Origin of the sequence: Rhizobium sp. IBUN, assembly GCF_000510625.1 — a bacterium.
GTDB lineage: Bacteria > Pseudomonadota > Alphaproteobacteria > Rhizobiales > Rhizobiaceae > Rhizobium > Rhizobium altiplani.
In genome coordinates, this window is the sequence record NZ_AZNV01000022.1 from 19,698 (window position 1) to 39,052 (window position 19,355).

A 19,355-nucleotide genomic window follows, 5' to 3' on the forward strand; every position below is an offset into this window, starting at 1 on the left:
CCATGGCTCTTGCCCGCAATCGTCGCCCCCAACGCGCGGTGGACTACTGGCCAGGTTTCGTTGATGCACTATCGACACTGCTGATCTCCATCATGTTCGTGCTGACCGTCTTCGTGGTCGGACAATATATCCTGAGCCGTGAGATTACGGGCCGGGACGAGGTGTTGAATCGGCTGAACAGCCAGATCAACGAATTGACGCAGCTTCTCGCCCTGGAGAAGGGAAGCAAGCAGGACCTCGAGGATAGCGTCGCCAATCTGCAGGCCTCCCTAGCGTCCGCCGAGAGCGAAAGATCCCGCCTGAAGGCGCTCCTTGATGCTGGGTCGGGCGGACAAAGCGCTGCGGAAGCACGTGTCGGCAACCTGACGAAGGAACTCGACGAACAGAAGCAAATGAGTGACCGGGCGATGAGCCAGGTCGAGCTTCTCAACCAGCAGATCGCCGCCTTGCGCAGCCAGATCGCCGCTGTCGAAGCTGCTCTGCAGGCTTCCGAGCAGAAGGATCAGAGTTCGCAGGCGAAGATCGCCGATCTCGGACGGCGCCTGAACGTCGCTCTTGCGCAACGCGTGCAGGAGCTCAACCGCTACCGGTCAGACTTCTTCGGGCGCCTGCGCGAGATCCTGTCCGACCGCGAGAATATCAGGATTGTCGGCGACCGCTTCGTCTTCCAGTCGGAAGTGCTGTTTCCCTCGGGCAGTGCGGATCTCAATCCGGACGGGCAGGTCGAGATGGCAAAGCTTGCGACGGCGCTCCTCGACGTTGCCAAGGAAATTCCGCCTGAGATCAACTGGGTACTGCGTGTCGATGGGCATACGGACAATGTGCCGCTCGCGGGCACCGGACGATATGTCGATAACTGGCAGCTGTCGTCCGCACGTGCGATCTCGGTCGTCAAGTTCCTGATTTCCCACGGCGTGCCGGCCGACCGTCTCGTCGCCGCCGGCTTCGGCGAGTTCCAGCCGATCGCACCAGGCGACACGCCCGAGGCGCGCGCAACCAACCGTCGTATCGAGCTCAAGCTGACCGAGAAGTAGGGTTACGCGACGCCCGACCGAACGTCGGTGAGGCGATCCATCAGGAAACAGCGCACCGCCGGGCTGTCGCTGAGGCCGATTGCTGAAAGGTAGGCGGCCTCTGCCGCCGGATAGTCTCCAACTTCCGTCAGCAAGTGCGCGCGAACGGCCCAATAGGGCTGGTAGGCTCTGATTTCCTTTGCGTCCATGGCGTCGAGAGACGCCAGCCCAGCTTTGGGTCCCTTCGTGCGACCGAGGACGGCGGCACGGCTGACGCGGGCGCCGATCGTCGGCTGCATCATCAGCAGCGCATCATACAAGATCACGAGAGCGTCCCAGTCCGTCAGGCCTGTCAGCCGGCGGGCGGCATGAACGGATTGAATGGCGGCCATGCACTGGAACGGACCGAAGCGGTTGGCGGCGCCGGCCTTGCGGAGCAGCGTGTCGGCTTCGGCGAGCATGATCGCATTCCAGCGATCCGTCGACTGCTTGTCGAGCGCGATGTACTCGCCCTCGGCATTGTGCCGCGCGGCACGTCGACCCTCGCAATAGAGCATCAGGGCAAGCAAACCGATCACCTCTGGCTCTTCGGGAAGCATTGAAAGCAGCGCCCGGCAGAGCCAGATGGCTTCGCTGGAAAGGCCACTGCGACCGCCATCGGCGCCATCGAGATTGTCCCAACCAAGCCCGTAGGCCGCGTAGATTGCGGAAAGAACGGCGGACAGACGCTCGGGCAGCGAGTGTCGATCGGGTATGGCAAACCCGATGCCGGTATCGCGAATGTTCGCCTTGGCCCGGACCAACCGCTGGCCCATGGCGGCAGGCGAAACCACGAAGGCCTGCGCGATTGCTTTTGCGTCGATGCCCAACACGACTTGCAGCATCAGCGGCGTGTGAATGCCTTTGTCGATTTGCGGATGAGTGCAGGCGAAAAGCAGCTTCAGGCGTTCGTCGGGCAACGCGTCGGTGGCCACTTCGTTCATCCTCGCCTCGGCCTCCTCGAAGGCCAGGACGATCGTTGGTCGCGCATTCTCGCGAACGGATCGATGGCGTGCAGCTCGCATGAGGTTGCGCCGCGCAGCGACCAGCACCCACGCCTCCGGCCTGTCGGGGATGCCGTGTTCCGGCCAGACCCGCAGAGCATCGACGAGCGCTTGTGACAACGCATCCTCGGCGGCCGGCAGATCGCGGGAGCGGGCCGCCAGGAAGGCGACCAGCTTGCCATAGGATTGACGCGCCACCCTTTCGGCGACGCGTTCGGCTTCGACCGTCATGTCCGCCTCACATCTGAAGGCGAGGGCGCACTTCGACCGAACCTTCTGCGGAGACCGGAACCCGGGTCGCCCATTCGAGCGCCGTATCGAAGTCCGGTACGTCGATCAGATAGAAGCCTCCCAACTGCTCCTTGCCCTCAGGGTATGGACCATCCTGCACGTCGTGGTCCTCGCCCTTGCGCCGCACCACCGTGCCGGTTTCGGGCGCGGTCAGGCCGGCGCCGCCGGTCATGATGCCGGCTTGGATCAGAGCCTGCGTGTAGGCGATCCAGCCGTCGCGGTAGGTGGGATCGGCGCGGCGGGCAAAATCCCGCGACGATTCGCGAACGATGAGCGCGTATTGCATGTGTATTCCTCCAGAATGGTTGTATTGACCGGCGTGCAGGCATCTAAGAACCAAAAGCAGAATGCTGCAACGCTTGGGGGATCGGCGGTAGACCGTTCCGAGAGAATGAGACTCGGCGTTGGCTCATTTCGACATCCGGCCAAAAAAATTTCACGGCGGAAAAGTGGCGTTGTCGCCGGGCGGGTCTCCGCGTAGGCTCGTGGCGTTTGGGGGAGAATGCTTTGATTGAGTGTGATGTGCTGGTCATCGGCGCAGGACTTGCCGGGCTTGTGGCTGCGGCGGAGGCAGCGGAGCGCGGACGGAAGGTCTGCATCGTCGAGCAGGAGGGCGAACAGAGCGTCGGTGGGCAGGCATTCTGGTCTCTGGGCGGGCTGTTCTTCGTCGACAGCCCTGAACAGCGGCTGCTGGGCATTCGCGACAACCTCGGCCTGGCGCGACAGGACTGGATGGGGTCCGCGTCATTCGACAGGCCGGAAGACTATTGGCCGCGTCGCTGGGCAGAGGCCTATCTGGAGTTCGCCGCAGGCGAAAAGCGTTCATGGCTTTATCAGCAGGGAATGCGCTGGTTCCCGGTGGTCGGTTGGGCCGAGCGGGGAGGCGGCTTGGCGCATGGCCACGGAAACTCCGTACCGCGCTTTCATGTGACCTGGGGAACCGGGCCGGCTGTGCTTGCCCCCTTTGTTCGCCGCGTGCGCGAAGCGGAAGCGAAGGGCCTTGTTACGCTTCTGTTCCGGCATCAGGTGGATGATCTTCTCGTTCAGGACGGCGTGGTCTGCGGCGCCCGCGGCTCGGTCCTTCAGCCCGATGCTTCCGTGCGAGGGCGGGAGACAAACCGTATGTTTTCGGCGCTCTTCGAGGTTCGGGCCGGCGCGACGATCGTCACATCAGGGGGTATCGGGGGTAATCACGACGCGGTGCGCCGGAGATGGCCGGTCGATAGGTTGGGGCGGCCCCCGGCCGAAATGGTCGCCGGCGTGCCCGCCCATGTAGACGGTCGAATGATCGAGATCGCCGAGCGTGCTGGCGGGCGGGAGATCAATTCGGATCGGATGTGGCACTACACGGAGGGCGTGAGGAATTGGGACCCGATCTGGCGCAATCACGGCATACGCATCCTGCCGGGTCCCTCCTCCTTCTGGTGCGACGCCTGGGGTAACCGCTTTACTCCGCCAGCGATGCCCGGCTTCGATACGCTGGGGACCCTGAAGGCGATCTGCGCAACCGGGCAGGACCACAGCTGGTTCATCCTGACCAAGGCAATCATCAAGAAGGAGTTTGCCCTTTCCGGTTCCGAGCAGAATCCCGATATCACGGGCAAGGATATCCGCCTGCTTCTCAAGCGGTTGGGCAAGGAGCCGCCGGGGCCGGTTCGTGCGTTCATGGACAAAGGCGAGGATTTCGTCGTTCGCGACACGCTGGAATCGCTTGTCGACGGCATGAACGGGTTGACGGGTGAAAAACGTGTGGATGCGAGCCGCCTCAGGACGCAGATCGAGGCGCGCGACAGGGAGATCGCCAATCCCTTTGCCAAGGACGCACAGGTGGTCGCCATTCGCGGGGCGCGGCGCTATCTCGGGGATCGCTTGATGCGGACGGCCAGGCCGCATGCACTGCTTGACCCCAGGGCCGGGCCGCTCATTGCCGTGCGGCTGCACATCCTGACACGCAAGTCGCTCGGTGGTCTGGAGACGGATCTATCCGCGCGCGTGATCGGCCATGGTGGCGATCCGGTTCCGGGGCTTTATGCGGCGGGTGAAGTGGCGGGTTTTGGTGGTGGAGGTATGCACGGATACAATGCGCTCGAGGGAACCTTCCTCGGCGGCTGCATCTTTTCCGCCAGGGTAGCCGGGCGGGCAGTTTAAAGGCGGCGTTTGTGGCGCCGCCTTATGTGATCAGGCCTCAGCCTTCGTCGTGTCGACGACTTCTGCGCCGGGAGAATTCTTCTTGATGGATTCGATGGCGCTGAGCGCCGATGCCTTGGCTTTATAGCCTTCGGATCCGAACATGGCTTCGCCATTCGGAGCTTTGAAACGGAAACGGAACTCGCCAGCCTTGTCCTTGTAAACTTCGAACTTATACATCGATTTTTCTCCCGGAATCAGGATGTTGTCCTATCTGCAGGTGCAGCCTAGAACAAAAAACGCAACTATTCCATCGGGATATTTGCGCGCTTTGCAACCGACGCGACTGACGGGCCGTCAGGGACGACATACGCCCCTGATGTTCGAGAAGACCGACGAAAACTTGTTGATCAGGTAGGGCGCAAAGAGCACCAGGCCGGAATAGAAGAAGTTGGCGCCCTTCGTCATATCGGGGATCTCGTTGCCGCTGGCGAAGCGATGGAGGCAGGCAAGGCCAAAGCCGACATAGAGCATCAGGATCGCGACGGTTCCGACAAGCGCGATAAAGCGGCTCGAGCTCGCCTTCATCATCGTGACGGTGAGAGGGACTTGCCCTGCTGCGAGCGCATTGCCGGCGGCATCAATGGCGTTTCCGGCCGTATCAGTCTTAGTCAAGGCGACTTCCTCCGACAAGGCATCGGTGAGCGACCAATCCCGGGCCTCCCGCAGCGAGCGATAGCACAGCAGCATCGATATGACGACGGCTACGGCGACGAGTACGACTAGCATCTCGGCAAAGCTTATCGAGTTCAACTGAGCCTCCCCTCAAAACGCGACGACATGGCGTTCACCCATAAATCGGGTGTAATCTTTGCGTGCATTATGCCAATATACACGCAAAGATTACACGCCGTTGCAACCGGCGGAGGCCGGGGGTCGAGGAAGAGCGTGTGGTCAGGCAATCATCTTGCGGCGGCGAGAAAGTCCCCGGCGCCGGTTTCGAACTGCAGCCTCGCAAGCTTGGCGTATATGCCGCCCTCCCTGATGAGGCTCTGATGTGTTCCCTCTTCGACAACGCGTCCCTGATCCATGACGAGGATACGGTCGGCCTTCAGCACGGTCGCAAGGCGATGGGCGATGACGAGCGTGGTGCGGCCGGTCATCAACTCGTCGAGGGCCTTCTGCACAAGCGTTTCGCTTTCGGCGTCCAGGGCCGACGTCGCTTCGTCGAGAAGCAGGACCGGTGCGTCCTTGAGGATGGCGCGGGCGATGGCGATGCGCTGGCGTTGACCGCCGGAAAGCGTGATGCCGCGCTCTCCCACCTCGGTGTCGTATCCCTTCTCCAAACGAGCGATGAATTCGTCGGCCTGTGCAGCGATCGCGGCGGCCCGCACCTCTTCGCGGCTTGCCTCGGGACGGCCGAAGGCGATGTTGTCGTGAATGGAAGCCGCAAAGATCGTGACGTCCTGGGGCACGATCGCTAGGCGCTTGCGCAGTTCGTCGGGGTCGCTGCTGCGTGCATCCACTCCGTCGATCATCACGGCGCCCTTCTGCGGGTCATAGAAGCGCAGCAGCAGCGAGAAGACGGTGCTTTTTCCGGCGCCGGAGGGGCCAACGATCGCGACGGTTTCGCCGGGAGCGACGCCGAAATTCAAGCCATGCAGCGCGGATCGCTCCGGCCGTGAGGGATAGGCGAAATGCACGTCGGTAAACTGGACACGGCCTTGCGCCGGAGCGGGCAAGGCAACGGGCGCAGCCGGTGCGGAAATCGGGGAAACCTCGTCGAGCAATTCCGTCAGCCGATCGGCCGCTCCCGCGGCCTGCGAGAGCTCGCCCCATACCTCGGAGAGTGCGCCGAGCGAGCCTGCGGCAATGACGGAGTAGAGAAGAAACTGGCCAAGAGTGCCTGGCGACAACGTGCCGGCGAGGACGTTATGGGCGCCGACCCAGAGAACGGCGACGACGCTGCCGAAGATGAGGGTAATGGCGATGCCGGTCAGCAGGGCGCGCGAGCGAATTGCGGCCCGGGCAGCGTCATAGGCGGTTTCGACGGCCATCCCGTAACGCGAGGCGGCGGCATCCTCGCCCCCGAAGGCCTGGACGGTACGGCTGGCCGCAATCGTTTCGTTGGCGAAAGCAGAGGCGTCGGCCAGCGTATCCTGAGCCGAGCGCGAGCGCTTCCGGACGGAGCGGCCGAAGCCGACCAACGGAAAGACGATCAACGGGATCGCACCGATCACCAGGCTGGACAGCTTTGGCGACGTCACGATCATCATGCCCATCGCGCCGAGACAGAGAATGAGGTTGCGCAGGGCGACGGAGGCCGTCGCGCCGACAGCCGACTTGATCTGCGTCGTGTCCGCCGTCAGGCGCGAGACGATCTCGCCGGACTGGTTGACGTCGAAGAACGAGGGAGACAGGCGCGTGACGTGATTGAAAACATCGCGGCGCAAATCGGATACCACACGCTCACCAAGGGTGATGACGAAGTAGTAGCGAAGGGCGCTCGCGATGGCGAGCACGATCGCCATGATCATCAGCATCAGGAAATAGCTGTTGATGAAACTGCCGTCGGCCTGTGTGAAGCCATGGTCGATCATGCGGCGGACGGCGAGCGGCAGAGCAAGCGAAGTGACAGCGGCAAGTGCCAGGGCGGCAAGCGCCCCTGTGACCATGCCGCGATAGTGCATCACGTAGGGTGTCAACCTGCCGAGCGGCTTCAGCGAACGAGACTTCTTTTCCTCGGGTTGCCCTGCGTATGCCAATTCGTCTCCGATCGCCTTCGACACCGCTCATCCGCGGCTGATGGCTCTTGTTATCCTGCCGGCCTTCATGTATAGGCAGCCCATCCTAATGGGAAGCCGTAGCCTTTTGCGTCTGCGGCTTCATTTATTCAATCGGTCCTCTTGTCGCAACGAATATGCGTCAAATTGGACGTTGCATGGCAGGAAGATTGTTATGAAGGCAGATATCCATCCCGACTACCACACGATCAAGGTAGTCATGACCGACGGCACCGAATACGAAACCCGCTCGACCTGGGGTTCTGAAGGCGCAGTCATGAACCTCGAAATCGACTCCAAGTCGCATCCGGCATGGACTGGTGGCAACCAGCAGCTCATGGACCGCGGCGGTCGCGTTTCCAAGTTCAACAAGCGTTTCGGCGGCCTCGGCCTCTAATCGCTGTCGCTTGGCAGAGTTTGTAAGAGCCCCGCTTCGGCGGGGCTTTTTTGTGGAATTGCTCAGGAAATAGCACCAAGCCGATTTCCAGCATCCACCACGGCAGCTTTGCGCCGTGAGTGGACTTCGACACGCTCGTGACGGGCGACCGACTTGTGGCCGGAGAACGAACCCGCTGCGCGTTTCTGGCATGGGAAAAGCGATAGCAGACATTCAACGATCCGGATTGAGGTCTCGAGCTGACCTGCTTCGTTATTGCCGCCGCTCGGCAGGAACGTCGCGAGAGGGTGGAAAGCGGTCATTTGCCTAGTCTTCAGGAAAGATGGCGTTACGACCGGAACCGGTCGTTTGATGTTCTGCCTCTTGCAGCAGGCCCTCGAGACGGGTCGCCCATTCCTTGTTGCTATCTCTGAACGGACCAAGCGCATCGCCGGCAGGCTCCGGGAGATCGCCTACAGCGGCGGAGAAACGGCGAGCCTCCTGACTATGTCCCAACGCCGTGTGGCAGCACGCCTGAATGCGGAGCAGCGCCGGCCAGTCAGGCCGCGCCTTTAGCGCCATTCGTCCCGTGTCAAGTGCGCCCTCGACGTCGCCCGAAAAGAACAGCGCAAGCATCAAGAAACTGAACCAGGCCGCATTCTGCGGATCATGGGGGTTGAGTTCGAGGCCCCGAGCCAGTGGCTTTCGCGCGCCGGCCGCATCGCCCACGAAAAGGCGGGCCATGCCGAGGACGAGATACCCCAAGGCGAAGCTAGGACCGAGTTCGATGGACCGCTCGGCTGCGAGGATCGCCTGGTCAGCCCTGCCTGTGTAGGCCGACACAATCGCCAGCGCATAGTGCGCATACGGATTTCGGGCGTCGAGATATATCGCCCGCAAGGCCGCATCGAGACCTTCCTTCCCGTCCGCGGCGGGATTTTCTGTCCAGCCATAGGCGATGAGGCCTGCGTTGACCCGTGCCCGCCAGATCTGCGCCTCTGGAAGCATGGGATCGAGCTCCGCGGCCTCCCGGAAGAATCGCCTTGCGAGAAGATGGGTTGGCTGCGTTACCTTGTGAAAATTGAATGTACCTTGCCGTACAAGGTCCCATGCGGTCACGTTGCCGGTGTGCGGAGCAACCTGAAGTCCATGCCGCAACAGCAGTTCCGGCTCGACCGCCGCTGCAATCCGCTCGGCGATGGCGTCCTGCACTGCAAATACCTCGGCCACCTGAAGATCGTAATGTTCGGACCAGACAGTGACATCCTTCATTGCGTCGGCAAGGTAAACCGATATCCGCATCCGATCGCAGGTATGCCGGATGGCTCCATCCACCAGAAAATCAACGCCAAGTTCGTGCGCGATAGACTTCGGATCCCTCGGGCCATTCCTCATTGCGAAGCTCGCCCCACGCGACGCGACGCGGAACCATCGGAACCGGGCGAGCGCCACGATCAGGTCGTCGGCGATACCGTCGGCCAGATATTGTCTCTCGGCATCTCCGCCAAGATCCTCGAAAGGCAGTACTGCGATCGCGGGGCTGGATCTCGCCTCCGCATGCCCTTCGCTACCGGGTCCGTCGGTCCGGCTCTCCACCGGACCGGAAAATCTGTATCCCACCCGTGGGACCGTAACGATCCAGTCGCCGCCGTCTGATGCCGGGCCGAGCAGCTTGCGAAGGGCAGCAATCTGAACGGAAAGATTACTCTCCTCGACGGCGAGGCCAGGCCAAACAGCATCCATCAGCGCCGACTTGGCGACGATGCGCCCATCTGCCGCGAGCAGAACGGCAAGCAGCGAAGCGCCGCGGGCGCCGATGGCGACAGGCCTGTTATCACGGAGAAGGCATCCGTTCTCGGTAATGAACTCGAAGGGGCCGAATACAAGGTGCTGGGTGTTCATGACTTGGGAATGATACGCCCGATTTCGCAGTTTTCGGAATTTTTCGGCCTTCGTTCAGGACTTGCGCCGGCTCCGCGCGCAGATTCAGCTCCATGCAGCAGTTGAAGTGGTGGGAACGATGGAGAACGAAACAATGCAAGCGAAGAATGCTCATGCATCAACCGCGAAAATCGTACGCGGCAGTGACAGCTATGTCGCCGAGCAGGGATCTGTCTATCGCTCGGGAGTCTCGGCGGAGAGCGTCGGATCCAGCATGCTGTGGCTCGGGATGATCTCGCTACCCGCAGGACGACGAACCAGCGCCCATCGCCATCAGGGACACGAGACGGCCCTGCTTATGACCGCGGGCAAAGAGATCGAGATTTGGTCGGGGGCCGAGCTTGAACGATGCGAAAAGGTCCTCCCCGGCGACTACCTGTTCATTCCGGCCGGCGTTCCGCATCTTGCCGTGAACCGCAGCACGGAAAACGCCGAGTTCCTCGCTGCCCGCAACGACCCCGCAGCGAACGAGAGTGTCGTGCTGATGCCGGAACTTGACGACATCGTACCCTAATCAGGCTCAGAGGTGCGCTATGGCGATCATCGAACAACGTCTGGCCGCTATGGGTCTGGAACTGCCCGAGCCTCTGAAAGTTCGCGAGGGGCTGCGTATGCCTTTCGCCTGGGTCCGGGTGCGCGGCAACCGCGCCGACATATCGGGTCACGTCGCGTGCAGCCGGGATGGGACATTGGCGAAACCCCTCGGCAAGGTCGGGACGAGGTTTCGCCTGAGCAGGGTTACGCGTCAGCGCGGCTCGTTGCCCTGGCTCATCTCGCGAGCCTCAAGCGGGCAGTCGGAAACCTCGATCGGGTTACGGCGTGGCTGCGCGTCTTCGCCATGGTGAATGTTGCTCCGGGTTTCAATGAGACCCCGCTGGTCACAAACGGTTATTCCGATTTGATACTGGAGCGTACGGCCCTGACGTTGGCGCCCACGCCCGCTCGTCCATCGGCATGGCCATCCCTTTGAATGCGCCTGTAAACTGCGAAGCGGAAGTGGAAATTGACGGGTGACCCCTTAGGGTCGGTTCACGACCTTTGCGGGGTGCGGCGCGAATGACGTTCATGGGGCAACCGCGACCTCCAGCTGTCGTCGCCGCCAACGTCTGCTTTTCGGACGGGGCAAAGCTGTTCTCCTCGACCGATATGGTTTAGGGTTTCGGGTGCCGTCAGGCATACGAAAGCCTCCCATTCAGGAACCCGCGGGTCCGCAAGGGCCGGAAGGAGGCAGGAGGTCTCCCTCCTTGCGTCAACGCATTTGCTGCCTCGCCACTACGCTGAGTCGCGTGGTTGTTGTGCGCACAAAGAAAAACCGGCTGCGCGGGACGCAGCCGGTTTCGTGAATTCAGGTTGCGGCGGTTCAGTTGTTGCCGAAGGCCGTCTGCAGCAGGCTCAGCTGAGCCTGTACGCTGTTCTGGTTGTCGGGAACGATCGGGGCTTCCGCCGGACGGTAGATTTCGCGATCGAGCAGGGCGACACGGTTCTGCAGGCGCAACGAGCGTTCGATCAGGTCGCGGAAGGATTCCGGCAGATCGCCCCAGCCCGGCGCATTGCGGTCGACGTTGAAGCCGTCGAGGCGAACCTTGTTCTTCTCGGCCAGAACCTGATCGCGCGACATCTCGCCATTGTTGACGGCGCGCTGCAGCAGTAGCCAGGAGGCCATCTGCATCAGGCGGGTGGTCAGGCGCATCGATTCAGCGGCATAGAGGACGGATGCCATGCGCGGCAGAACCTTGGAGGCAGCGCGGCCCTGGCCATCGAGATAGGCGGCGGTTTCTTCAACCAGCGACATGCCTTCCGAATATAGTGTCTTGAACTGCGAGGATGCGGCAGCGCGACCTGCAAAACTGATCGTGTTCAATCCAAGCTCTGACATTTAAACAGTCCCTGTTGCACGCATCTACTTATGGTCAGGTAACGCCAGTCGAAGGGAAAAAGTTTCCTCGGCCAGTCTTTATGCGTTTAAGATGGTAGCTTTAGCCGAATTGCGCAAGGCGTTTCTTAAGAAAGGGTTAACTTCCACAGTTTCATGGAAATGGTCCCCAGCGCAATAAAAAAAGAAGAGCCGCAAAAGCGGCTCTCAAGGTAAAACAGGGAGAAAAATCAGACCAATTCACCGCATGGAAAACTGTCTGAGATCCAGAGAAGAACTGGATGAGTACAGTAATACCTTATAAAGCTTAATGGCCACTTAAACCTGTCTCGGATTAACACTCTTCGGTCGTTAGCTTTCTGCAATAGTCAGCCGACGAATTACGAGCGGAAGAGGCTCTCCGCCGCTGATCTTGTCGATGTCTTGCTGGCAGCTTCCGCCTCGAGTCTTACGATTTCCGCCTTGAGCAGCTCCACGCGCGCTCTCAACTCGTCGACCGATAGGGTGGAGAGGTCGGCCCCGATCTCGTGGGCAACCTTCTTCTGCGGCCGGTCATCGTCGATGAAGCTCATATGCTATCCTCCCTTGTATGCCTCAGCTATATTTTAGGGCAGGATCGCCGGTTTCGGGAGTCTTGCCGGTTCCGCGGTCGGCAAGCGACATGCTTTCGGGCGTCAGCGTCTGCGATGTAGCCGTCGGAATGGTGGTAAAGGCGTCGCGATCGCCGGCGGGAACGGCGGCGCGCATGCGGCTGCGGATGATGGCATAGGCGGTGATCAACACATGGGCGATTGCCGTCACCAGGAAGAGGGCGTGCGGATTGATCATCGACATGACGGGGCCGCCGATGGTCGGGCCGATGATGGTGCCGATGCCGTAGAGGAGCAACAAGCCGCCCGAAACCTTTACGAAATCCTCTGCCGAGGCAAAGTCGTTGGCGTGCGCAACCGCGATCGGATAGAGGGTGTTGGCAACGGCGCCGTAGAGGACGACGAGGCCGATGATGAAGGCGGGTGACGATGGTTGCAGGATGGCGATCAACAGGCCGGCGAAGGCCGCGATGGCCGACATGGCTGCCAGCACATAGCGCCGGTCGATGCGGTCGGAAAGCCGCCCTGCCGGCAGCTGCATCACGGCGCCCGCGAAGATGGTGGAGCTCATCATGATGGCGATGCTGGTGTCGGACAGGCCGGAGCCTGCGCCGAAGACAGCGCCCAGCGTTCCGTATGCGCCGTTGGCGATGCCGACGAGGAGAATGCCAAGGCAGGAGACCGGGGAGTTGCGGTAAAGGGCCGGAAGATCCAGCTTCACGGCCTTCAGCGGCTGCGGCGAGGCTGCGGTCGAGAGCGTCGTCGGCAGCATCGCGATGCAGTAGAAGATGCCGCAGACCATGAACAGGACAGGCGTGCGAACATCCTCGAGCGGGATCATCATCTGACCCGCCACGACGCCGAAGAGCGTGATGGCGATATACAGCGAGAAGATTGCGCCGCGGCTCTCGTTTGTGGCGCGCTCGTTCAGCCAGCTCTCGATGATCATCGAGGTGCCGGCGGTCGCAAAACCGGTGACGGCGCGCAGCAGCACCCACCAGACGGGGTGGATGATAATGCCGCTGACCAGGGCGATGATCGCGATAATCGCAATGAAGCCGGAGAAGGCACGGACATGGCCAACGCGGCGCACCAATTTCGGCGCGACGAGGCAACCGATGACGAAGCCGGCAGCCCAGGACGTGCCGAGCAGGCCGAGCGTGGTTGTCGCGTAGCCTTCCAGGTTGCCGCGAACCGGAAGCAGGATGCCCTGCAACCCGTTGCCCATGAAGAGAAACAGCGTCCCGAAGAGAAGCGAGGCGACGGACAGCAGATTTCTTTTCATATAGCCAGACTCTATGCGTTGATTGCAAAGACAGATGGCAACACGGAGTGTCGCCCAGCCTCGAGATGATTGATTGTGCCCCCAAATGCCTTTACGGCATGAATAAATGCAGTCGTGACGTGAAAAAATGTCCGTCCTGTGACATTCAGAAGAGATGGAAAAATAAAGACATGACGAAGCTGATCGCTCTGCTGCTCATCTTGGCGATGGCGATTCAGCTGATCAAGCCACTGGGCGTTCCGGGGCTGCGGCGGCGCATGGATTTCTGGAAGATCGCCCTGATCGCGTTTGGGGTCTGGGCGGTGGCACTGCTTGGCCGCGATCTGTTCGTTTAGTACGTGATTTCGCCGCGCATGACCGGCGCGCAGCTGCCCGAGATCGTCACATCGGAAACGATGCCGTCCTTCTTGACGGCTTCGATGCCGATGATGCTGCGGCGTCCCATCTCGACGCCTTGCTCGATGGTGAGCGAAACGTTCATGTCCGCATCCGGCTCCAGCGAAACGAGGTAGGCGCCGAGGGCTGCCGAGGCGCTGCCGGTCGCCGGATCCTCCGGAACGTTGTCGAGCGGCGCGAACATCCGGGCGCGGATCGTCCACGGCTCTTCCTGGGAGCGCACATAGACGAACAGCGAGAAATCGTGATTGCCTTCGGCAGTCGGGCCGGCGGCATCCTGGAAATAGGTGAGGTTCGGGCGGGCGCGACCGAGGGCGGCAAGGTCTGCCAGTTCCGCGACGGCGAAACTCAGTCCAACGGAGGCGACAACCGGTCGGTGCTTCGCCACCCGGATTTCCTGCGGCTCGATCACTATACAGCGCGCAACGGTTTCCTCGGATATCGTGTTGCCGATGGTGAGCGGCTTCGGCGCACGAATCGATGCCGACAGCACCTCACCGTCGTCACGCTTCAGGTTGACCTCGACGAGACCCGCCTTCTCTTCGAAGCGCAGGCTGTCGCCGACCGGCCGTCCGAAGACCTCGCGCTGTTGGCCGAGCACATAAGCCGTCCCGACGTTCGGATGCCCCGCAAAGGGAACCTCCATGGTGGGTGTGAAGATGCGGACACGGGCGGTATTTACCGGATCTTCTGGCGGCAGCACGAAGGTGACTTCCGAATAGCCGAACTCGGCGGCAATATTCTGCATGTCTGAGTCCGTCAGGCCACGCGCGTCCGTCATCACGGCGAGCGGGTTGCCTTCGAAGCGAGTAGAGGTGAAGACATCGACTGTCGTGAAGGCAACGGTTCTCATGGCGGCTCCGAGAGGGCTGATACCACGATCTCTACCGGCGATCCGCCGGCTGCAGAAGCCGGAAAGTTGTCGCCCTTACAATGCAGAAACCGGCCGTCTGCGACGACCGGTTTTGCTTTTCTTGTCGATCAGAAGATGGCTTAGGCCGCCTTCTCCAGATCCTTCTTCCAGCTGCCCTTGGCGGCGAGGCTGTTCATTTCGGCGCGGTGGGCAAAGGCACGCTGGCCGGCGGCAATGTTTTCCTGCTTGCCGCCCCAAGCCTTCAGTGCCGTATCCTGCAGTGCGCGGCCGTAGGAGAAGGTCACAGTCCACGGCAGGTCATAACCGGAGTTGATCGCGGAAAGATGCGCCGACGCTTCTTCGGTGGACTGGCCACCCGAGAGGAAGGCAATGCCGGGAACGGCCGACGGAACGGTGCGCTTCAGCACCTCGACCGTGCGCTCGGCGACCTCGGCGACGGAAGCCTTGCGGGCGTTCTTGCCGTCGATGACCATGTTCGGCTTGAGGATCATGCCTTCGAGGCTGACGCGGGCGTCTGCCAATTCCTTGAAGACGGTGCGCAGCGTCCATTCGGTGACCTCGGCGCAGCGATCGATGTTGTGGTCGCCTGGCTTGCCGTCCATCAGGCATTCCGGTTCGACGATCGGCACGATGTTGGCCTGCTGGCACAGCGCGGCATAGCGGGCGAGGGCGTGGGCGTTGGCTTTCATGGAGCCCCAGGTGGGCAGCGTGGAGGAGATTGCGATAACGCCGCGCCACTTGGCGAAGCGGGCGCCGGCTTCATAATACTTCGCAAGACGGTCTGCGAGGCCGTCGAGGCCTTCGGTGATGGTTTCGCCGGGATAGGCTGCCATCGGCTTTGCGCCGATATCGACCTTGATGCCCGGGATGCTGTCGGCCGCACGGATGACGTCGACAAGGGGCGTGCCGTCTGCTGCCTTCTGGTGGAGGGTCTCTTCGTAGAGGATCACGCCGGAGATATACTGACGCATCGCGTCTTCGGTGCGGAACAGCATTTCGCGGTAGTCGCGACGGCTCGTTTCCGTCGATTCAAGTCCGATCGTGTCGAACCGCTTCCCGATTGTGGCTGTCGATTCATCTGCTGCAAGCAGCCCGCGGCCACCAGCCACCATACGCACGGCAATGTCTTCCAAACGTTCGCTCATATCGTTTCTCTCCACAGCAAAAAAATCGTCAACCAGTAGATATAGGTCGCGGATAACAGAAGTTTATGGGTGGGAAAACGGCAGCAAAATTGTCTGAAACGTTTGAATTTTTTTTAATCGTTTGAAAGTTTGGGCTTTTGTACTCCAAATGAGCAAAAGACCGCGGAGCTTTCGCGCCGCGGTCTATCTACATGTAAAATTTGTTAAATTCGTTCGCTTGAATTATTTGTGCTTGTTGAGCACAGCGACACCGGGGAGCACTTTGCCTTCCATCCACTCAAGGAAGGCGCCGCCGGCCGTCGACACATAGCTGAAATCGTCGGCCACGCCGGCGTGGTTCAACGCCGAGACCGTATCGCCACCGCCGGCCACCGAGGTGAGCTTGCCGGCCTTCGTGCGCTCGGCCGCAAATTTCGCTGCCGCGACGGTTGCCTTGTCGAAAGGCTCGATCTCGAACGCGCCGAGCGGGCCATTCCAGACCAGCGTATTGGCGCGCTCGATCCATGCCTTGATCGCCTCGACCGACTTCGGGCCGACGTCCAGCACCATAGCGTCATTGGGGATCGCGTCGATTGCGACCGTTTCGTTGGCGGCGTTTGCCTTGAATTCGCGGGCAACGACGCCGTCTTCCGGCAGAATGATGGCGCAGCCGGCCGTGGCCGCTTCGATCATGATCTGCTTGGCGGTGTCTGCAAGATCGTGCTCGCAGAGCGACTTGCCGACATTCGTGCCGCGGGCGGCAATGAAGGTGTTTGCCATGCCGCCGCCGATCACCAGCGCATCGACTTTCTTCACAAGGTTCATCAAGAGGTCGATCTTGGTCGAAACCTTGGCGCCGCCGACGATGGCGACGACAGGACGGGCCGGGTTGCCGAGACCACTCTCAAGGGCCTCAAGCTCGGCCTGCATGGTGCGGCCCGCATGGGCGGGAAGATGATGGGCGAGGCCTTCCGTCGAGGCATGTGCGCGGTGGGCAGCAGAGAAGGCGTCGTTGACGTAGATGTCGCCGTTCGCCGCAAGCGCCTTGACGAAATCGGGGTCGTTCTTCTCTTCGCCCTTGTGGAAGCGGGTGTTTTCCATGAGCAGGATGTCACCGTTCTTCATCGCACCAACTGCCTCCGCTGCTGCTGCGCCGATGCAGTCGCCGGCGGTTGCCACGGAGTGGTCCAGCACCTCCTCGACGGACGGAGCGATCAGCGACAGCGAAAGGTCCTGCGACGGGCCATCCTTAGGGCGGCCGAAGTGCGCCAGCAGGATGACCTTGGCACCTTTGTTGGAGAGCTCCAGGATCGTCGGGGCAACACGCTCGATGCGTGTGGTGTCGGTTACTTTGCCGTCTTTGACCGGAACATTGAGGTCAACGCGAACGAGGACGCGCTTGCCGGCAACATCGTTGAGGTCGTCGAGGGTCTTGAAGGAAGGCATGGAAAAATCCGTTCGTTATTGCCCAAAAGATGCGGCGACCATAGCAAGGATGATCGCAGACGCAAGGCGCTCATTGCGGGTTTTGATCGCCCTTGGCTGATGCCGCCGCAGCCGCTGCTTCCCGGCTTCTGCGACCTTTGATGCGGTCGCGGATGCGATCGATGATGTCGTGCAAATTGAGGAAGATCGGCAGGGTGGTGGCGGGCTCTACAGCCTCCAGCGACATGCCGACCGAGGTGATGTGGTCCTGATCATCGAGATCGCGGACGATGAGAATGATCGAGCCGAGACGGACCCGGTCCGCATAATCCGCCTTGCCGCCCAGACGATGCTTCATCAGTTCGGCGATCGTCAGCCCTTTCTCGGATTCGTTCAGCAGGCCGGGGCCATAGGCGGCGTCGAGATCGGCCGCTGGCCGGGCGGGCGACAGCGCGAATGAGCCGAAGAAATCGGCGTCATCCTCTTCCACCGGCGCGCGGCTGGCAAAGAGCTTGTCGAGCAGCCGCGAGTAGGACGGCACGACGAACAGATAGACGAGGTCGTTCTCGCGTAGCCGGCCCGCATATTGATAACGCATCGACTTGCCGTCGCGGATGACGAGCGACGGCGTCGCCCAGCGCGGGATGCGTTCGCCGCGAAGCACCGGGCTGTCCTTGATAACGCGGTAGGAGAGGAGCTCGTGGTTTGCCGCACCCGGCAGATCGACTTCGACCTTGTCGACGGCACCCATGCGCGGCGGGATGATGAGCCCCAGCTTCTTGGCGACCGGCTTGATCGTCCAGCCCTGTACGAGAAGCGAGACGAGCACGATGATGAAGGCGGTGTTGAAATAGATCTGGCTGTTCTCCAAGCCGCCGAGAATGGGCATGATGGCGAGCAGGATCGAAACGGCGCCGCGCAAGCCGACCCACGCGACAAAGCCGATCTCCCGCTGCGTATAGTCGAAGGGGAGCAACGAGAGCCAGATGGCGAGCGGGCGCGCGATGAAGATCAGGAACAGGGCGAGCAGCACGGCGGGAACGGCAATCGCCGGAAACTGCGACGGCATCGCAAGCAGTCCCAAGACCAGGAACATAATGATCTGGGCAAGCCAGGTCATGCCGCTCTGGAAGCGCTTGATAGAGGCATGGCCTTGCAGCTTGCGATTGCCCGCGTAGATGCCGGCGACATAGACGGCAAGGAAGCCGCTGCCGCCGACCGCGCCCGTCGCCGAAAAGACCAGCAGCGCCAGGGCCAGCACGAATATCGGGGTCAGGCCGCGATCGGTTTCCAGCTGGCTGACGATCAGCGAGATCATCATGCCGCCGAGCAGACCGAGGATGACGCCGAGGCCCATCTCCTGCACGAACATGGCGAGCATACCGATGTTGATGCCGTGATAGCGCTCGCCGCTGGCAAGGATCTCTACGAGGGCGATGGTCAGGAAGATCGCCATCGGGTCGTTGGTTCCCGATTCAACCTCCAGTGTCGAGCGCACCTTGTCACGAATATTGATGCCGCCGATGCGCAGCAGGAAGAAGACGGCGGCAGCGTCGGTGGAGGAGACGATCGAGCCGAGCAGCAGGCCTTCCAGCCACGTGAAGTTCAGCAGCCACATGGCGGCAACACCAATGAGTGCCGCTGTTATCAGAACGCCGACCGAGGCGAGCGTCAGAGAGGGTATCGCCGCAAGCTTGAAGGCTTGGACCGGCGTTCCGAAACCGGAGTCGAACAGGATGACGGCAAGCGCGATGGAGCCGAGGAAGTAGGCCAGATAATTGTTGCTGAACTGGATCCCGAGGCCATCAGATCCAGCAAGCAGGCCGATCGCGAGGAAGAGCAGGAGGAGCGGGGCGCCGAAGCGGAAGGCGAGCAGGCTGGAGAATGCGGCGAGAAGCACGAGCGTCGTCGATACCAGTACGACGATATAAAACGCTTCCATGCCTGTCCCCTTACCCGCAATTCAATACAGACCGCCCCCGGTCCCGCAGTCCATCCAATCGCCCTTTCGTGGTCACTCAAGCCCGCTATGAGTAAACGGCAAAACAAACAGGATGGGTAGGCCTTGCGGTCGACCCCGTGCTGTTTTGCGGCTTCATGCTGCTGTTTTGGCGTGCCTGACGGCAAAACCGGGTGAGTGCTCACGAAGGAGCATGAATCGAGTGTATGAGCAAATCGGGCGATAGGAGGGCAGAAGTTGCGCTCTCGCGCGTT

General features: G+C 61.3%; 19 protein-coding genes and 1 pseudogene. 6 read left to right on the forward strand and 14 right to left on the reverse strand.

Translation table 11 applies throughout. The features are described 5' to 3' along the window. The first annotated feature begins 2 nt into the window (after positions 1–2). Positions 3–1,034: a peptidoglycan -binding protein gene (locus RHIBUN_RS0119630; protein ID WP_025660877.1), complete on the forward strand. Its 1,032-nt coding sequence runs from the start codon at positions 3–5 to the stop codon at positions 1,032–1,034. A 2-nt stretch (positions 1,035–1,036) separates the two neighbouring features. On the opposite strand, the gene RHIBUN_RS0119635 is transcribed toward RHIBUN_RS0119630, so the two are convergent. Beyond that, positions 1,037–2,287 (reverse strand): DUF6596 domain-containing protein, encoded by a 1,251-nt coding sequence (locus RHIBUN_RS0119635; protein ID WP_025660878.1) that lies wholly within the window; start codon positions 2,285–2,287, stop codon positions 1,037–1,039. 7 nt (positions 2,288–2,294) lie between these two features. Continuing rightward, on the reverse strand, positions 2,295–2,633 hold the full coding sequence (locus RHIBUN_RS0119640; RefSeq protein ID WP_025660879.1) for a YciI family protein: 339 nt from the start codon (positions 2,631–2,633) through the stop codon (positions 2,295–2,297). A gap of 221 nt (positions 2,634–2,854) precedes the next feature. On the opposite strand from RHIBUN_RS0119640, the gene RHIBUN_RS0119645 reads away from it, so the two are divergent. Beyond that, a complete protein-coding gene (locus tag RHIBUN_RS0119645; protein WP_018858882.1) occupies positions 2,855–4,495 on the forward strand; it encodes an FAD-binding dehydrogenase in 1,641 nt (546 codons plus the stop codon). Positions 4,496–4,525: 30 nt separating this feature from the next. On the opposite strand, the gene RHIBUN_RS0119650 is transcribed toward RHIBUN_RS0119645, so the two are convergent. The 3 genes from RHIBUN_RS0119650 to RHIBUN_RS0119660 all read right to left on the reverse strand — a co-directional run bounded on the left by RHIBUN_RS0119650 (position 4,526) and on the right by RHIBUN_RS0119660 (position 7,239). Next, on the reverse strand, positions 4,526–4,714 hold the full coding sequence (locus tag RHIBUN_RS0119650; protein ID WP_018858881.1) for a YegP family protein: 189 nt from the start codon (positions 4,712–4,714) through the stop codon (positions 4,526–4,528). A gap of 117 nt (positions 4,715–4,831) precedes the next feature. Further along, positions 4,832–5,287: a hypothetical protein gene (locus RHIBUN_RS0119655; protein WP_025660880.1), complete on the reverse strand. Its 456-nt coding sequence runs from the start codon at positions 5,285–5,287 to the stop codon at positions 4,832–4,834. A gap of 149 nt (positions 5,288–5,436) precedes the next feature. Beyond that, a complete protein-coding gene (locus tag RHIBUN_RS0119660; protein WP_025660881.1) occupies positions 5,437–7,239 on the reverse strand; it encodes an ABC transporter transmembrane domain-containing protein in 1,803 nt (600 codons plus the stop codon). Between the two features lie 193 nt (positions 7,240–7,432). On the opposite strand from RHIBUN_RS0119660, the gene rpmE reads away from it, so the two are divergent. After that, entirely contained in the window at positions 7,433–7,654 is a 222-nt protein-coding gene (gene rpmE, locus RHIBUN_RS0119665) for a 50S ribosomal protein L31 (RefSeq protein ID WP_007527409.1), read from the forward strand. A gap of 62 nt (positions 7,655–7,716) precedes the next feature. Here rpmE and RHIBUN_RS37110 read toward each other — a convergent pair whose 3' ends face one another. Then, positions 7,717–7,956 (reverse strand): hypothetical protein, encoded by a 240-nt coding sequence (locus RHIBUN_RS37110; RefSeq protein WP_018858877.1) that lies wholly within the window; start codon positions 7,954–7,956, stop codon positions 7,717–7,719. Positions 7,957–7,960: 4 nt separating this feature from the next. Continuing rightward, entirely contained in the window at positions 7,961–9,535 is a 1,575-nt protein-coding gene (locus RHIBUN_RS0119675) for a winged helix-turn-helix domain-containing protein (RefSeq protein WP_018858876.1), read from the reverse strand. 118 nt (positions 9,536–9,653) lie between these two features. Here RHIBUN_RS0119675 and RHIBUN_RS0119680 point away from each other — a divergent pair, with 118 nt between their 5' ends. Together RHIBUN_RS0119680 and RHIBUN_RS35515 are read left to right on the forward strand one after the other, a co-directional pair. Beyond that, on the forward strand, positions 9,654–10,088 hold the full coding sequence (locus tag RHIBUN_RS0119680) for a cupin domain-containing protein (protein ID WP_025660882.1): 435 nt from the start codon (positions 9,654–9,656) through the stop codon (positions 10,086–10,088). Positions 10,089–10,107: 19 nt separating this feature from the next. Further along, positions 10,108–10,588, forward strand: a pseudogene (locus RHIBUN_RS35515) (RidA family protein). Positions 10,589–10,934: 346 nt separating this feature from the next. Here the strand turns inward: RHIBUN_RS35515 and RHIBUN_RS0119685 are convergent. The 3 genes from RHIBUN_RS0119685 to RHIBUN_RS0119695 form a co-directional block, all read right to left on the reverse strand. After that, positions 10,935–11,450, reverse strand: a complete 516-nt coding sequence (locus RHIBUN_RS0119685; protein WP_018858873.1) for a DUF1465 family protein — start codon at positions 11,448–11,450, stop codon at positions 10,935–10,937. A 377-nt stretch (positions 11,451–11,827) separates the two neighbouring features. Beyond that, the gene (locus RHIBUN_RS0119690; RefSeq protein WP_018858872.1) at positions 11,828–12,019 is read right to left on the reverse strand and encodes a DUF1192 domain-containing protein; all 192 of its coding nucleotides are present in this window, start codon (positions 12,017–12,019) and stop codon (positions 11,828–11,830) included. 22 nt (positions 12,020–12,041) lie between these two features. After that, positions 12,042–13,322, reverse strand: a complete 1,281-nt coding sequence (locus tag RHIBUN_RS0119695; protein WP_018858871.1) for an MFS transporter — start codon at positions 13,320–13,322, stop codon at positions 12,042–12,044. Positions 13,323–13,492: 170 nt separating this feature from the next. Between RHIBUN_RS0119695 and RHIBUN_RS36895 the strand changes: the two genes are divergently transcribed. After that, positions 13,493–13,657 (forward strand): hypothetical protein, encoded by a 165-nt coding sequence (locus RHIBUN_RS36895; RefSeq protein WP_018858870.1) that lies wholly within the window; start codon positions 13,493–13,495, stop codon positions 13,655–13,657. Here RHIBUN_RS36895 and RHIBUN_RS0119705 read toward each other — a convergent pair. From RHIBUN_RS0119705 to RHIBUN_RS0119720, 4 genes are all read right to left on the reverse strand, one after another. Then, positions 13,654–14,571, reverse strand: a complete 918-nt coding sequence (locus RHIBUN_RS0119705; protein ID WP_025660883.1) for a PhzF family phenazine biosynthesis protein — start codon at positions 14,569–14,571, stop codon at positions 13,654–13,656. The two genes, RHIBUN_RS36895 and RHIBUN_RS0119705, sit on opposite strands and share 4 nt — an antisense overlap. A gap of 140 nt (positions 14,572–14,711) precedes the next feature. After that, positions 14,712–15,737 carry a class I fructose-bisphosphate aldolase gene (locus RHIBUN_RS0119710; RefSeq protein ID WP_018858868.1) on the reverse strand — a complete coding sequence of 342 codons (1,026 nt, stop codon included), beginning with the start codon at positions 15,735–15,737 and terminating at the stop codon, positions 14,712–14,714. 222 nt (positions 15,738–15,959) lie between these two features. Beyond that, complete coding sequence (locus tag RHIBUN_RS0119715; RefSeq protein WP_018858867.1) at positions 15,960–17,162, reverse strand: phosphoglycerate kinase; 1,203 nt, start codon at positions 17,160–17,162, stop codon at positions 15,960–15,962. A 70-nt stretch (positions 17,163–17,232) separates the two neighbouring features. Then, complete coding sequence (locus RHIBUN_RS0119720) at positions 17,233–19,083, reverse strand: potassium/proton antiporter (RefSeq protein ID WP_025660884.1); 1,851 nt, start codon at positions 19,081–19,083, stop codon at positions 17,233–17,235. Between the last annotated feature and the right edge of the window lie 272 nt (positions 19,084–19,355).